The sequence below is a fragment of the Streptomyces sp. NPDC059852 genome (assembly GCF_042731455.1).
In the GTDB taxonomy this organism is placed as follows: Bacteria; Actinomycetota; Actinomycetes; order Streptomycetales; family Streptomycetaceae; genus Streptomyces.
This window is the reverse complement of sequence record NZ_JBHWJK010000008.1, coordinates 262,947-276,133: the sequence shown is the minus strand read 5'-3', so window position 1 is coordinate 276,133 and position 13,187 is coordinate 262,947. Positions and strand designations below refer to the sequence as shown.

Below are 13,187 nucleotides of genomic sequence, written 5' to 3'. Positions count from 1 at the left end.
GTCGGTGATGAGACGGCCGGACCGACGGAACGGCGTCGACGACACCCGTCGCCGTGCGGCACCGCAGGACGACACGAGCCCGCGGGTGCCCACGCCGTCCGCCTGGATGCGCTGGCTGCCGGCGTTGTACGTGGCCGGTGTGCTGGCGCTCGAACCGATCACACCGGTGCAGTGGCCGGTGAGCTTCCTGCTCATCGCACTGCCGGTGGTCGCCGCCTACGCGCACGGCCCCGCTGTCGTCCTGGCGGTCACCGTCTTCGCCGTCGTGCTGGAGGGCGTGCTGGCCGGTACGCCGTGCTGCGCCGGACGCATGGTGGGCTATCTCTGGGACCGCAACTATGTCGGCGCCTACGTCTGTACGGCCCTCCTGGGTGTGCTCGGCGCCATTCTGGCCTCCCACCGGATACGCCGTGAGCGCACCCTCGCGACCCTGCGCTCGGTGGCCGAGGCGGCGCAGCGTGTGCTGCTGCGCCCCGTACCCCGCCGGCTGGGCCGGGTCTCGATGGAGGCGCTCTACCTCTCCGCCGCGGCAGAGGCGCGCATCGGTGGTGACCTGTACGAGGCCGTCTCCACCGCGCAAGGGATCCGCCTCCTCATCGGCGACGTACGGGGCAAGGGGCTGCGGGCGGTGGAGACGGCCGCGGCGATGCTGAGTGCCTTCCGCGAGGCCGCCTATGAGGAGCCCGACCTCGCCGGAGTGGCGCTCCGTGTCGAGCGGAGCATGAGCCGCAGAGCCGCGCAGTTGCCGGGCAGCGACATGGCGGAGCGCTTCGTCACGGCGGTGTTCGCGGAGGTGCCCGATGCCGAGCCGGTGGTCCGCCTGGTCAACTGCGGTCACCCGCCCCCACTGCGCCTGGGCCCCGACGGCGTGACCGAGCTGCACCCCTCCGATCCGGGACTGCCCCTGAACCTGGGCGTTCTGCTGGGCGTCGACTACTGCGTGGACGTGGTGCCGTTCCGCCCCGGCGACCTGCTCCTGCTCTACACCGACGGTGTGACCGAGACCCGTGATGCGACCGGATCCTTCTATCCCTTGGACGAGCGCATCCGGCCGTGGGCCGCCCTGTCCCCGCCCGACCTGCTGAATCGCCTCCACCAGGACCTGGTCACCTTCTCCGGCGGCCACCTCGACGACGACATCGCCGCCTTGGCCGTGTACCGCCTGCCGGAGGACGCCCTCGACCAGGCCTGACCGGCCAGTCGGCCGCCGACGCCCAGGGCGCCCGCGCTGGGTGGTCTACCCCATGACCCCACGGGCCGCGTCCAGAAACGCCAGTCGCCTGTCCTCCAGGAAGTCCCGCACGCTCTCGCCCTCCGGCAGGCCTTCCCACACCGCCCGGTTGAGGTCGAGGAAGTGCGCGTGCGCGGCGTCGTGCACGGGCAGGGGGAACTGGACACGGATCAGTCGGTCCGCGACCCAGAACCTCCCCATGATGTCCCGGGTCGTGAGGTACCAGGCGTGGGTCTCGTCCCATTCGGGTGGCCGGGTGTAGGCGCAGCGTTCGGCCTCCGCCGACACCTCGATGAACCGCTCCAGCAGCGCCAGCCGTTCCCCGCGCCGGGCCTCCGACAGGGCGATCCGCTGCCTCTGCTGTTCGGCGCGTTCGGCCGAGAGCTGCGTCCTGTGCTGGACGAGGTACGACAACGAACCGCCGAGGACCACGCCGCCCAGCGATATGAGGGACACCCAGACCTCGCCTGACATGGGCGTCATCTTCCCATGCCGTCCATCTCGTCGATGATCTCACCGCTGTATAGCGTCACTATAGGTTTTCATGGCAATGGTGTACCGTTGATATATGACCACGGAGATCAAGCAGACCCGGGACCGGATCATCGAGGTGGCCGCCGAACTGCTGGCGGCTTCGGCGAGCGGACAGATCTCGACGCGCGAAGTGTGCGAGGGCGCCGGCGTGAGACCCCCGACGCTCTACCACCACTTCGGCGACAAGGACGGACTGTTGCAGGCCGTGGTCTCCGACGGATTCGAGCGCTACCTCGCCCGCAAGCGGTCTCTGGGAACGACCGGCGACCTCGCCAACGACTTCCGGCGCGGTTGGGACATGCATGTGGAGTTCGGCGTGACCAACCCCGCGCTCTACCACGTCATGTACGGACAGCCGGGGAAGGGACGTTCGACGCCGGCGGCCGAGACGGCCCATGCCGACCTTGTCGCGATGATGCGTGAACTCGACGACGCGGGGCGGCTCCGGCTGCCCGCCGAAGTGGCAGCCGGCGTCGTGGAGGCGGCCGCGGTGGGCGCGACCTTCCAGCTGATCCGCACCGGCGGAACTGCCGACGATCCCGTGTGCGCGCTCGTACGCGACACCGTCGCCGAGGCCGTCATCGCCCCGGCCCGCACCTACACGACCTCACCCACGACACCACAGCTCCGACAGGCCGCGGCGCGGTTGAGCGCCCAGCTGCCGCACGGCCCGGTCGCCACATTGCGGGCCTCGGAGACGGCCCTGCTGCACGAGTGGCTCGCCGAGCTCGCCGACTGACCGAGCCGTACTGGCTCCTCGCCGCACCCGGCGCCGAGACGCGAAACACCCTGGAGGGACACGGACATGACCACCACTCAGGAACAGCCGCACACCCAGACCAGGAGCGAAGAGGAGATCCAGCACATCCTCGACGGGGTCGCGGAAGGCTTCGCGCACCCGATCCGTTCCCCGATCCTGAAGACCCCGGCCGACTACGGCCTGGCGTACGAGGAGGTGACCTTCCCCTCTCTGGACGGGGTCCCGCTGGAGGCCTGGTACATCCCGCGCGAGGGCTCGACCAAGCTGGTCATCGCGAACCATCCCCTGTGGTTCAACCGCTACGGTCTCCCAGCCCATCTGGAGCCCTGGAAGTCGATCGGCGCCCTGGCGGGCAACGACTTCGAGGTCGACTTCGTCCCCGACTACCGGATCCTCCACGAGGCCGGGTACAACGTCCTCACCTACGACATGCGCAACTCCGGGCACAGCGGCTCCGGCAACGGGGGAATCGGCAGCGGAGGCCGCTTCGAGGCGCGCGACGTGGTCGGTTCACTCCTGTACGCGCGCGGCGACGAGCGGCTCGCGGACATGACCATCGGGCTGTTCAGCCGCTGCCAGGGCTCGAACGCGACCATGTTCGCGATGCGGCGGTACCCCGAGCACTTCGAGGACGTCCGCTGTGTGGTCTCCCCGCAGCCGCTGTCCGTCGGCGTGGCCATGCGGTCCACGCTCGACCTGCTGGGGCTCGGCGACCGCATCGACGAGCTGGAGCAGAGGATCCGGCTCAGGGTGAGTTTCGGCTTCGACGAGATGTCGCCCGTCGAGGCGGCGAAGAGCGTCACCGTTCCGACGTTCCTGTACCAGGTCCACGACGACCCGATGACCCGGCCGAGCGATGTGCGGGCCATGTTCGACAACATCCCGATCGAGGAGAAGAAGCTCCTCTGGATCCACGGCACGACGGCACGCTGGGACGGCTACCTCCACTTCCAGCGGGAGCCCGAGCAGATGCTGGAGTGGTTCGCGACGTACATGCGCTGACTTCGAGCCCACGTACGTGTGACAGCTGTCCCGGCAGGCGGCCCCGTCACCGAGAAGCGCTCGCTGCCTCGTGCAGCACCGCGCGCGCCACCACGTCGATGAGGTGGTCGGCGCGCGGTGCGAGCGAGGGCTGGTCGCCGAGCCAGGCCAGCATGGCGATCAGGGCGAACAGGTCGTCTCCGTCGATGTCCGTCCGGGCCACACCGGCGTCCTGGGCCCGCGTGAGCAGCCGGGTGCCCGCCGCGCGCAGCGTGACGCAGGAGGCGTGCAGTGCGGACGCCTCGTCCTCGATGGCGGCCGCCATCAGCACGGTGACGCCCCGATACGTGGTCGTCCAGGCGACGCAGTCACGGGTCCACGCGACCAGTGCGTCCCCGGGGGAGTCCGACGACTCGAACTCGGCCGCCTTCGCGGTGAGTTCCTCGAAGCTCGCGTGGAGCAGAGCCTCCAGCAGGGCCTCGCGGGTCGGAAAGTGACGCAGCAGCGTCGCGAGCCCGACACCGGCCCTGCGTGCGATGTCACGCATGGACGCCTCCACGCCCTGCTCGGCGACGGCGGTGCCCGCGACCGTGAGCAGATGGTCGCGGTTCTTCTTGGCGTCGGCTCGCATGGGTCCCCTCGTTTGACTAAGCGGATCAGTGGTCCATATATTCGGATCAGTGAACCGTTTATATGGATCGCTGATCCATATAAGTCTACGCTGCGCCCTGAGCAGGAGAAACCGATGCCGACGCCCACGATGAACGCCATCCGCCTGCACGACTTCGGCGGCCCCGAGGTGCTGCGCCATGAGCGCGTGCCGATCCCCGAACCGGCGCCGGGCGAGGTTCTCGTCCGCGTGCACGCGGCCGGGCTCAATCCGCCCGACTGGTACGTGCGCGACGGCATGCCCGGCATCCCTGCGGAGTTCAGGCCGCCGTTCGACCTGCCGCTGATCCCCGGGACCGACATCTCCGGCGTCGTGGAGGCCACCGGGGCCGACGTCCACGATGTCGCGCCAGGGGACGAGGTGATCGGCATGCTGCGTTTCCCCGTCCTGATGCAGAGCGGCGGCTACGCCGAGTACGTCACGGCCCCGGCGTCCGACCTCGCCCCAAAGCCGGCCTCCGTCGACCACGTGCACGCCGCCGGACTGCCCATGTCGGGGCTCACGGCATGGCAGTACCTGATCGAGGTCGGGCACGACCACCCCTCGCCCTTCCAGGAGGCCGCGCACCGACCCGTGCGGCTGGGCAGCGACACGACCGCAGTCGTCAACGGCGCCGCCGGCGGCGTAGGCCACCTCGCCCTGCAGCTGGCGAAGGCGAAGGGAGCCCACGTCATCGCCGTGGCGTCCGGCGCCCACGAGACGTTCCTGCGCGAACTCGGCGCCGACGAGTTCATCGACTACACGAGGCAGCGCCCCGAGGACGCCGTCCGCGGCGCCGACCTGGTCCTGGACGCCGTCGGCGGTCCCACCAGCCGGCGCTTCCTGCGCACGCTCAAGCGGGGAGGCGCCCTCTTCCCGGTGTACTTCGGCGAGTTCGACGACGAGGAGAACGCGGAACTGGGCGTCACGGTGACCGGCACCCAGGTCCGCGCGAACGGCACCCAGCTCGCCGAACTGTCACGCCTGGTCGACGCGGGCGCGCTCCGCGTCGCCGTCGACAGCACGTACCCCCTCGCCGACGCCCGGGCCGCGCACGAACGGGCCGCCCGAGGCCACATCCAGGGCAAGATCGTCCTCACCGTCGCCTGACGCCGGCGGACCCGGTCAGACACGCGTACGGATCTCGGTCCGCGGCGACCGACCTGCCCGAACGGCGCGGAAAATCGCTTGGCGTACGACGACAGGCCTTGCTAGGTTCGCCGTGGCCGTGCGAGATGACGAGGAGGTGGTACCCGTGAACGTATCGACGTGGGTGCTCTCCTCCAGGGTCACGGTCGGGCGATAGGTCGTCGTCCGGGAGCGCCGTTGCAGCGCACTCCCGAAAGGCACGACCGTGCACCTTCACTTCACTTCCTCCGAACGGCATTTTGACGACGGCGTCGTCGAACGCGCCTTCACCTTGGGTGACATCCCCGGAATCCTCTGGACCCCGGCATCCGCCACCGCCTCCGCGCCGGTGCCACCGATCCTCCTCGGCCACCCCCCGCTCGGTCTGGACAGGATGTACCCGCGGCTGGTGGCACGGGCCCGGCACGCCGCGGCCGACGGTTTCGCCACGGCCACCATCGAGCTCCCGGGCAGCGGCGACCGACCCCGTTGGGACACCCTCGAAGAGGCCCGCTCCGAACTGCGTCGGGTCAAGCAGGCCGGCGAGCCGGTCGGTGACGAGATCATCGACGCCCTGATCCTCCCGCTCGTCGACAAGGCGGTCCCGGAGTGGCAGTCCGCACTGGACGCCCTCCTGGCACTGCCCGAGATCGACGGCCCCGTCGGGTACTCGGGAGGAATCATCTCCATCGGCGTGCGTCTCGCGGCGGTCGACGCCCGTATCGCGGCCGCCGGTCTCTTCGCCGGCAGCTTCGTGCCCCGCGCGATCCTCGAAGAGGCACGCCGGGTCACCATCCCGCTGCACGTCCTGCTGCAGTGGGACGACGAAGGCAACGACCGGCAGGCGTCCCTGGACCTGTTCGACGCCTTCGCCTCCAAGGAGAAGACCCTGCAGGCCAACATGGGCGGACACACCGGTGTCCCACAGTTCGCGGGAGACGCCGCGGCCCACTTCTTCACCCGGCACCTGAAGTGACGCCGGGTCCCAGGCTCCCCGCCGGACCGTAGGGAGTCCCGCGGCCGCCATTCCGCAGACGGGACGAGGAGACCCACCCGGGGGCGGAGGGACGAAGAGAGCAGGCCGTGTGCCGCACCAACGCGCCGGTCTCATGGAGCGAACGGCCGCTTGGGCCCGGCAGGGCGGGCCGCCATCATGGGCCCATGCACCGGCCGCCCCTCCGTCTCCCCGCCCCCGAGTGGTTCACGGCCGACGAGTCGACCCTGAACGTCGCGCTCGTGTATCCGATGCAGGGGCCCGCCGGTATCTTCGGTCCCACCTGTGAGGCGTGCGCGCGGCTGGCCGTCGAGGAGGTCAACCGCGCGGGCGGTGTGCTCGGCAAGGAGCTGCGGCTGCTGGAAGTAGACGGCGGTGCCGAGCCCCGGCGGGTCGCGGACGAGGTCGAGGCGCTGGTGGCGACGGGCGCGGTGCAAGGGGTCACCGGCTGGCACATCTCCTCGGTACGGCAGGCCGTCGCGCCACGCATCGCGCACCGGGTGCCGTACGTCTACACCGCCCTGTACGAGGGCGGCGAGCGCACCGACGGCGTCTTCCTGACCAGTGAGACGCCGGCCTGGCAACTCTGGCCCGCCATCCGGCTGCTCGCCGACGAGCGGGGAGTGCGCCGCTGGTTCGTCGTCGGCAACGACTACGTGTGGCCCCGGCGCACCGCCCGCGCCGCCCGCCGCTACGCGCGCGCGAGCCAGGGCCGGGTCTGCGGCGAGGCGTATCTGCCGCTGGGGACCGACGACTTCAGCAGCCTCCTGCGACGCGTCGAGCGGGCGGACGCCGACGGGGTGCTGATGCTCCTGGTGGGCAGTGACGCGGTCCGCTTCAACCGCGCCTTCGCCGCCGCCGGACTCGACCAGCGCTGCCTGAGGCTGAGCACGCTCATGGACGAGAGCATGCTGCTGGCGAGCGGCCCCGAGGCGACCGTCGACCTCTACAGCACGGCCGGCTACTTCGCCTCACTGGCCGACCACAACACCCTGGACTTCCACGGCCGTTACGCCGGTCGTTTCGGCGTGGAGGCACCGGTGCCCGGCAGCCTCGGCGAGTCCTGCTACGAGGGCGTACTGCTGCTCGCGGCGCTCATCGAACGAGCCCGCACCCTGGACGTGTCCGCCATCGGCGCCGCCGCCGAGAACGTCGCCTACGAAGGTCCGCGCGGCCTGCTGAGCCTGGACGGACGGCATGTGCGCCAGCGGATCTACCTGGCGCAGGCGGACGGGCTCGACTTCACCGTTCTCGCCCAACTCCGCGCTCCGCACGAGTTGGCGTGACGGGACTGTCCCCTGCCTCCAGTGCCCTGGCGAGCTGGTCGAGGAGGATCTTCAGTTCCTCCTCCTCGCCTTCCCCTGCCGGGAGGCCCGCCTCGTCCCAGTCCGCCCGGACCGCTCGCGACACCTGCTGCCAGCGCTGCGTACCGCGCGGGGTGAGTTGCGCCAGCACCCGGCGCCGGTCGGTCGGGTCGACGCGACGGAACACCAGGTTCTGGTCGACAAGTTGATCCATGAGCTTGGTCAGGGTCGGCGCCGGCAGAAAGGCGTGGTCGGCGAGGGCCGTCATGCTGTGCCCCTGGCCGTCGGAGAGCAGGTCGAGCACCCGCCACGCCTCGACGGAGCAGTCGAACGCGTCGAGCACGGACCGGATCCGGCCCACCGAAAGGCGCTCGGCCCGTGTCAGCAGGTGAAGCAGTTCCTGGGGCCGCCGGGGCCGCCTCGCCATCGCACTCCTCAGCATGCGTCCGGGGTATGCCCCCACCGTGTGGGGCGGGACGAGCGTACCTCTCAACGCCTCGACCATGACAAGGCATTGCGGCAATCTGATCCTTTCCCTGGGAAGCAATAAATGCGGCCGATAAGGCCGTTGGATACTGGTCCTCAATTCCGCGGAAACACCGTGGAAACAGTCTCGCCGCAGGCTGTGGACGCACTTCAGCGACCAGCCCGGAGGCCACCCCGCAACGGCTGGTGGCCCGCGCGTCATCGCCGCCCGCCGCTCTGAAGAGTGTTTCCGCCCCGCCCTCCATCCGTTCCTCGACAGCCCTTCGGGCAAGGAGGTTCTGCATGCCAGGCCCCAGCATCAGCAGGCGCGGTCTTCTGACCGGTTTCACCGTCCTCGGTACGTCCGCCGCCCTCAGCGCCTGCGGCGCCAAGACCGGCAGCGACACCTCGTCCGCCGCCGGCGCGAAGGCCGACACCTCGGGTGACACCGTGAAGGTGGGTCTGCTGAACTCGCTTTCGGGCACCATGGCCATCAGCGAGGTCACCGTTCACAACGCCCTGCTGCTCGCCGTCAAGGAAATCAACGCCGCCGGTGGCGTTCTCGGCAAGAAACTCGACCCGGTCAGCCAGGACGGCGCCTCCGACTGGCCCACCTTCGCCGAGAAGGCGCAGACCCTCATCACGGACTCCAAGGTCGTCGCCACCTTCGGCTGCTGGACCTCCGCCAGCCGCAAAGCCGTCAAGCCGGTCTTCGAGCGCAACAAGTCGCTGCTGTTCTACCCCGTGCAGTACGAGGGCCTGGAACAGTCCCCGTACATCTTCTACGTCGGCGCCACCACCAACCAGCAGATCGTCCCCGGGCTGGACTACCTCAAGAAGCAGGGGCTCACCAAGCTCTACCTCGTCGGCAGCGACTACGTCTTCCCGCGCACCGCCAACAAGGAGATCAGGGCCTACGCGAAGGCCCACGGCATGGAGGTGGTCGGCGAGGACTACGCGCCGCTCGGCTCCACCGAGTTCAGCACCATCGTCAACAAGGTCAAGGACGCCGGCGCGGACGCCGTGTTCAACACCCTCAACGGCGACAGCAACGTGGCCTTCTTCAAGGAGTACAAGTCGGCGGGGCTCACCGCGAAGAGCCTGCCGGTGCTGTCGGTGTCCATCGCCGAGGAGGAGGTGAAGAGCATCGGCACCCAGTACCTGGAGGGGCAGTTGACGGCCTGGAACTACTACCAGACCACCCCGGGCGAGGCGAACGCGAAGTTCGTGAAGGCGTACCAGGCCGCCTACGGCAAGAGCAAGCCGACGTCCGACCCGATGGAGGCCGCCTACACCTCCGTGTACCTGTGGAAGGCCATGGTGGAGAAGGCCGGCTCCTTCGACGTGGCCAAGGTGAAGGCCGCCGCGGACGGCATCACCTTCGACGCCCCCGAGGGCACGGTCACCGTCGACGGCGCCACCCAGCACGTCCACAAGACGGCCCGCATCGGCAAGGTGGGCGCGGACGGCCAGATCACCGAGGTGTGGAACTCGGGGAAGCCGATCAAACCGGATCCGTACCTCAAGGGGTACGACTGGGCCTCCGGTCTCTCCTGAGCACGTCCGGCTCTCCGCGGTGGGACCCGGCCTCGCCTCCCAGGCCGGGCCCGCCCCGCGCCCGCACTCCCCGTCCCCGATCCGGAGCCGCCTCATGACGGTCGTCCTCAACCAGTCCTTCACCGGCATCAGCATCGGTGCCGTCCTGCTGCTCATCGCCCTCGGACTCACCCTGACCTTCGGGCAGATGGGGGTGATCAACATGGCGCACGGCGAGTTCATCATGGCCGGCGCCTACACCACCTACGTGCTCCAGCAGTCCGTCAGCAGCGCCGGCGTCTCCCTGCTCGTCGCCCTGCCGCTCGCCTTCCTCGTCGCCGGAGCCATGGGAGCCCTCCTGGAGTGGCTGCTCATCCGGCGCCTCTACACCCGGCCCCTGGACACCCTCCTCGTCACCTGGGGCGTCTCCCTCATGCTCCAGCAGCTCGCCCGGGACGTCTTCGGCGCCCCCAACGTGCAGACCACCGCACCCGACCTGCTGACCGGCCACATCAACGTGGGCGGCGGCATCACTCTCGCCACCAACCGCCTGTTCATCCTCGGCCTCGCCCTGGTGTGCGTCCTCGCCCTCACCCTGATCCTCCGGCTCACCCCGCTCGGCCGCCGTATCCGGGCCGTCGTCCAGAACCGCGACCTCGCCGAGGTGTCCGGCATCGCCACCGGCCGCGTCGACCGCACCACGTTCTTCATCGGCTCGGGTCTCGCGGGCGTGGCCGGGGTCGCGCTCACCCTGGTCGGCCCGATCGGCCCGACGATGGGCACGAACTACATCGTCGACGCCTTCCTGGTCGTGGTCGTCGGCGGCATCGCGCAGCTCAAGGGCAGCGTCATCACCGCCTTCGCCCTCGGTGTGCTCCAGTCGGTGCTGGAGTACTCCACGACCGTCAGCGTCGCCAAGGTCGTCGTCCTCGTGGCGATCGTCGTCTTCCTCCAATGGCGACCCCAGGGCCTGTACACACTGCGCACCCGGAGCCTGGCATGACGACGACCACGACACCCTCCACCACCGCCACGCAAGCACCGCCCCTCGAACGCCTCCGCGTGCCCGCCGGCTTCCTCCTCGGAGCCGTCCTCCTGCTCGGCGCCGCCCCGCTCGCCCTCTCCGACTTCCGGCTCAACCTCCTCGCCAAGTACCTGTGTTACGCCATCGTCGCCGTCGGCGTGAGCCTCGCCTGGGGCCGCGGCGGACTGCTGGTCCTCGGGCAGGGCGTCTTCTTCGGCCTCGGCGGCTACGCCATGGCGATGCACCTCAAGCTCGCCGACGCCGCCGCCACCGGCCAGACCCTGCCCGACTTCATGCAGCTGTACGGCACCGGTGACGCGCTGCCCTGGTGGTGGCGGCCCTTCGCCAACCCCGTCCTCGCCCTCGCCATGACCGTCCTGCTGCCGATGGCGGTGGCCGCGCTGCTCGGCTTCTTCGTGTTCCGCCGCCGGGTGAAGGGCGCCTACTTCGCCATCCTCAGCCAGGCGCTCGCCGCCGCGTTCGCCATCTGGCTCGTCGGCCAGCAGGCCACCACCGGCGGCACCAACGGCCTCACCGACATCCAGGGCTTCTTCGGCTACGACCTCGACGACCCGGTCAACCAGCGCATGGTGTACCTCATCGTCGCGACCGTGCTGCTGCTCCTGATGGCCGCCGCACGCCAGCTCTTCGTCAGCCGCTACGGTGAACTCCTCATCGCCGTGCGGGACTCCGAGGAGCGGGTGCGCTTCCTCGGGTACAACCCGGCCAACGTGAAACTGGTGGCGTACGTCGTCGCCGCCGGCATGGCGGGCCTCGCCGGCGCCCTCTTCGTCCCCGCCGTCGGGATCATCTCCCCGGCGCTGATCGGCATCGTGCCGTCCATCGGCTTCGTCATCGGCGCGGCGGTCGGCGGCCGGGCCAGCCTGGTGGGCGCGGTCCTCGGCGCCATCGCGGTCGCCTGGACGCAGAGCACGCTGTCCGACGCCTACCCGGCCGCCTGGACCTACCTCCAGGGCCTGCTGTTCGTGCTGGCGGTCGGATTCCTGCCCGGCGGACTCGCCTCACTGACGACCGTCCTGCGGCGCAGGCGCCGCAACCCCGCCCCGACGACCGGAGGGACACCATGAGCGGCGAAGGACTGACCGTCCGCGACCTGCGGGTCACGTTCGACGGCTTCACGGCCGTCGACGGCGTGGACCTGGACATCCGCCCCGGTGACCTGCGCTTTCTCATCGGCCCCAACGGCGCCGGCAAGACGACCCTGGTCGACGCGGTCACCGGCCTGGTGAAGGCCACCGGCTCCGTCCGCTTCGGCGGCGAGGAACTGCTGCGCAAACCCGTGCACCGCATCGCGCGCCTCGGCATCGGCCGTACCTTCCAGACCGCCGCGGTCTTCGAGGAGCTGACCGTCCTGCAGAACCTCGACATCGCCGCCGGGGCCGGACGTGGCCCGCTGACGATGCTGCGGCGCTGCAAGGGCGTGCCCGAGGAGGTGACGCGGGCGCTGGAGACCACCGGCCTCACCGACCTGCGCGACCGCCCTGCGGGCGTGCTCGCCCACGGACAGAAGCAGTGGCTGGAGATCGGCATGCTGCTCGTGAAGGACGTGGAACTGCTTCTGCTGGACGAGCCGGTCGCGGGCATGAGCCACGACGAACGCGACGCCACGGGCCGGCTGCTGCAACGGGTCAGCGAGGACCGTACGGTCGTCGTCATCGAGCACGACATGGACTTCATGCGCGCCTTCGCCCGCAGCGTCAGCGTCCTGCACGCCGGCAAAGTGCTCAGCGAGGGCTCCGTCACCGAGGTCCAGGCCGACGCGAAGGTCCAGGAGGTCTACCTCGGCCGCGCCACCGAGCCGTCACCGGAGCCGGTGCCCCGGCCCGCCGCCGTCCCCGTCCCCGAGGAGGCGTGAACCCATGCTCCGGATCAAGTCGATCCAGGCCGGCTACGACCGCACCACCGTGCTGCACGGCGTGACCGTCGACGTACCGACAGACGGCGTCGCGGCGGTCCTCGGCCACAACGGCGCCGGCAAGAGCACGCTGCTGCGAGCGGTGATGGGACTGATCGTGCCGACCGGCGGCACGGTCCTGCTGGACGGCGAGGACATCACCCGCCTGGCCCCGCACCAACGGGTCGCGCGAGCAATGGCGTACGTCCCGCAGGGCCAGCAGTCCTTCCCGCACCTCACCACCGCCGAGAACCTCCAACTCGTCGCCGACGGACGCCGGGACGGTAAGGAGGCCGCCGCCGAGGCACTGGACCTCTTCCCTGCCCTGCGGGAGCTGTCCGGCCGCCGCGCCGGCCTGCTCTCCGGCGGCCAGCGCCAGCAACTCGCCATCGCCCGGGCCCTGATCACCCGGCCCCGGCTGCTGCTCCTGGACGAACCGACGGAGGGCATCCAGCCGTCCGTCGTCGCCGAGATCGAGGAGACGATCCTCGCCCTGACCCGCCGGGGCGGCCTGTCCGTCCTCCTCGTCGAACAACACGTCGGCTTCGCCATGCGGGCCGCCCAGCGCTACTACGTGCTGGAGGCGGGCCGCGTCACGTCGTCGGGGGAGGGGGGAGCGGAGTCCGAGCAGAGGGTGCGGGAGGCCCTGAGCGTGTGACGGAGCGC

The 13,187-nt window shown here is 70.2% G+C and carries 14 protein-coding genes; 11 read left to right on the top strand and 3 right to left on the bottom strand.

Annotated elements, in window-relative coordinates:
* Positions 1-7 precede the first annotated feature (7 nt).
* Positions 8-1,192 carry a PP2C family protein-serine/threonine phosphatase gene (locus ACFV46_RS13785; RefSeq protein WP_376726241.1) on the top strand — a complete coding sequence of 395 codons (1,185 nt, stop codon included), beginning with the start codon at positions 8-10 and terminating at the stop codon, positions 1,190-1,192.
* A gap of 45 nt (positions 1,193-1,237) precedes the next feature.
* Here the strand turns inward: ACFV46_RS13785 and ACFV46_RS13780 are convergent, their stop codons facing one another.
* Entirely contained in the window at positions 1,238-1,714 is a 477-nt protein-coding gene (locus ACFV46_RS13780) for a hypothetical protein (RefSeq protein ID WP_385498261.1), read from the bottom strand.
* An 85-nt stretch (positions 1,715-1,799) separates the two neighbouring features.
* Between ACFV46_RS13780 and ACFV46_RS13775 the strand changes: the two genes are divergently transcribed.
* Both ACFV46_RS13775 and ACFV46_RS13770 read left to right on the top strand, forming a co-directional pair.
* On the top strand, positions 1,800-2,504 hold the full coding sequence (locus ACFV46_RS13775; RefSeq protein WP_385498260.1) for a TetR/AcrR family transcriptional regulator: 705 nt from the start codon (positions 1,800-1,802) through the stop codon (positions 2,502-2,504).
* A gap of 66 nt (positions 2,505-2,570) precedes the next feature.
* Complete coding sequence (locus tag ACFV46_RS13770) at positions 2,571-3,527, top strand: alpha/beta hydrolase family protein (protein WP_385498258.1); 957 nt, start codon at positions 2,571-2,573, stop codon at positions 3,525-3,527.
* Between the two features lie 46 nt (positions 3,528-3,573).
* Here the strand turns inward: ACFV46_RS13770 and ACFV46_RS13765 are convergent, their stop codons facing one another.
* Complete coding sequence (locus ACFV46_RS13765; RefSeq protein WP_385498256.1) at positions 3,574-4,137, bottom strand: TetR/AcrR family transcriptional regulator; 564 nt, start codon at positions 4,135-4,137, stop codon at positions 3,574-3,576.
* A 114-nt stretch (positions 4,138-4,251) separates the two neighbouring features.
* Here ACFV46_RS13765 and ACFV46_RS13760 point away from each other — a divergent pair, with 114 nt between their 5' ends.
* From ACFV46_RS13760 to ACFV46_RS13750, 3 genes are all read left to right on the top strand, one after another.
* Positions 4,252-5,265 carry an NADP-dependent oxidoreductase gene (locus ACFV46_RS13760; protein WP_385498254.1) on the top strand — a complete coding sequence of 338 codons (1,014 nt, stop codon included), beginning with the start codon at positions 4,252-4,254 and terminating at the stop codon, positions 5,263-5,265.
* A gap of 244 nt (positions 5,266-5,509) precedes the next feature.
* A complete protein-coding gene (locus tag ACFV46_RS13755) occupies positions 5,510-6,259 on the top strand; it encodes an alpha/beta hydrolase (protein WP_376726247.1) in 750 nt (249 codons plus the stop codon).
* Positions 6,260-6,444: 185 nt separating this feature from the next.
* Positions 6,445-7,563 carry a substrate-binding domain-containing protein gene (locus ACFV46_RS13750; RefSeq protein ID WP_385498253.1) on the top strand — a complete coding sequence of 373 codons (1,119 nt, stop codon included), beginning with the start codon at positions 6,445-6,447 and terminating at the stop codon, positions 7,561-7,563.
* Here the strand turns inward: ACFV46_RS13750 and ACFV46_RS13745 are convergent.
* Positions 7,520-8,008 (bottom strand): MarR family winged helix-turn-helix transcriptional regulator, encoded by a 489-nt coding sequence (locus ACFV46_RS13745; protein ID WP_385498252.1) that lies wholly within the window; start codon positions 8,006-8,008, stop codon positions 7,520-7,522. The two genes, ACFV46_RS13750 and ACFV46_RS13745, sit on opposite strands and share 44 nt — an antisense overlap.
* A gap of 341 nt (positions 8,009-8,349) precedes the next feature.
* Here ACFV46_RS13745 and urtA point away from each other — a divergent pair, with 341 nt between their 5' ends.
* From urtA to urtE, 5 genes are all read left to right on the top strand, one after another.
* Complete coding sequence (gene urtA, locus ACFV46_RS13740; RefSeq protein WP_385498250.1) at positions 8,350-9,603, top strand: urea ABC transporter substrate-binding protein; 1,254 nt, start codon at positions 8,350-8,352, stop codon at positions 9,601-9,603.
* A gap of 94 nt (positions 9,604-9,697) precedes the next feature.
* Positions 9,698-10,585 (top strand): urea ABC transporter permease subunit UrtB, encoded by an 888-nt coding sequence (gene urtB / locus ACFV46_RS13735; protein WP_385498249.1) that lies wholly within the window; start codon positions 9,698-9,700, stop codon positions 10,583-10,585.
* A complete protein-coding gene (gene urtC / locus ACFV46_RS13730) occupies positions 10,582-11,694 on the top strand; it encodes an urea ABC transporter permease subunit UrtC (RefSeq protein ID WP_361934101.1) in 1,113 nt (370 codons plus the stop codon). Before urtB ends, urtC begins: the two co-directional genes overlap by 4 nt.
* Complete coding sequence (gene urtD / locus ACFV46_RS13725) at positions 11,691-12,482, top strand: urea ABC transporter ATP-binding protein UrtD (protein WP_385498248.1); 792 nt, start codon at positions 11,691-11,693, stop codon at positions 12,480-12,482. The genes urtC and urtD overlap by 4 nt, the downstream gene beginning before the upstream one ends.
* Before the next feature lie 4 nt (positions 12,483-12,486).
* Positions 12,487-13,179 (top strand): urea ABC transporter ATP-binding subunit UrtE, encoded by a 693-nt coding sequence (gene urtE, locus ACFV46_RS13720; RefSeq protein ID WP_385498247.1) that lies wholly within the window; start codon positions 12,487-12,489, stop codon positions 13,177-13,179.
* Positions 13,180-13,187 lie beyond the last annotated feature (8 nt).

Excerpts from the sequence above, each read along its gene's own strand:
- urtB (WP_385498249.1), top strand. The coding sequence starts at position 9,698 with ATGACGGTCGTCCTCAACCAGTCCTTCACCGGCATCAGCATCGGTGCC.
- urtD (WP_385498248.1), top strand. The coding sequence starts at position 11,691 with ATGAGCGGCGAAGGACTGACCGTCCGCGACCTGCGGGTCACGTTCGAC.
- ACFV46_RS13765 (WP_385498256.1), bottom strand. The coding sequence starts at position 4,137 with ATGCGAGCCGACGCCAAGAAGAACCGCGACCATCTGCTCACGGTCGCG.
- ACFV46_RS13745 (WP_385498252.1), bottom strand. The coding sequence starts at position 8,008 with ATGGCGAGGCGGCCCCGGCGGCCCCAGGAACTGCTTCACCTGCTGACA.
- ACFV46_RS13760 (WP_385498254.1), top strand. The coding sequence starts at position 4,252 with ATGCCGACGCCCACGATGAACGCCATCCGCCTGCACGACTTCGGCGGC.
- urtE (WP_385498247.1), top strand. The coding sequence starts at position 12,487 with ATGCTCCGGATCAAGTCGATCCAGGCCGGCTACGACCGCACCACCGTG.
- ACFV46_RS13775 (WP_385498260.1), top strand. The coding sequence starts at position 1,800 with ATGACCACGGAGATCAAGCAGACCCGGGACCGGATCATCGAGGTGGCC.
- ACFV46_RS13770 (WP_385498258.1), top strand. The coding sequence starts at position 2,571 with ATGACCACCACTCAGGAACAGCCGCACACCCAGACCAGGAGCGAAGAG.
- ACFV46_RS13780 (WP_385498261.1), bottom strand. The coding sequence starts at position 1,714 with ATGACGCCCATGTCAGGCGAGGTCTGGGTGTCCCTCATATCGCTGGGC.
- urtA (WP_385498250.1), top strand. The coding sequence starts at position 8,350 with ATGCCAGGCCCCAGCATCAGCAGGCGCGGTCTTCTGACCGGTTTCACC.
- ACFV46_RS13750 (WP_385498253.1), top strand. The coding sequence starts at position 6,445 with ATGCACCGGCCGCCCCTCCGTCTCCCCGCCCCCGAGTGGTTCACGGCC.
- ACFV46_RS13785 (WP_376726241.1), top strand. The coding sequence starts at position 8 with ATGAGACGGCCGGACCGACGGAACGGCGTCGACGACACCCGTCGCCGT.
- urtC (WP_361934101.1), top strand. The coding sequence starts at position 10,582 with ATGACGACGACCACGACACCCTCCACCACCGCCACGCAAGCACCGCCC.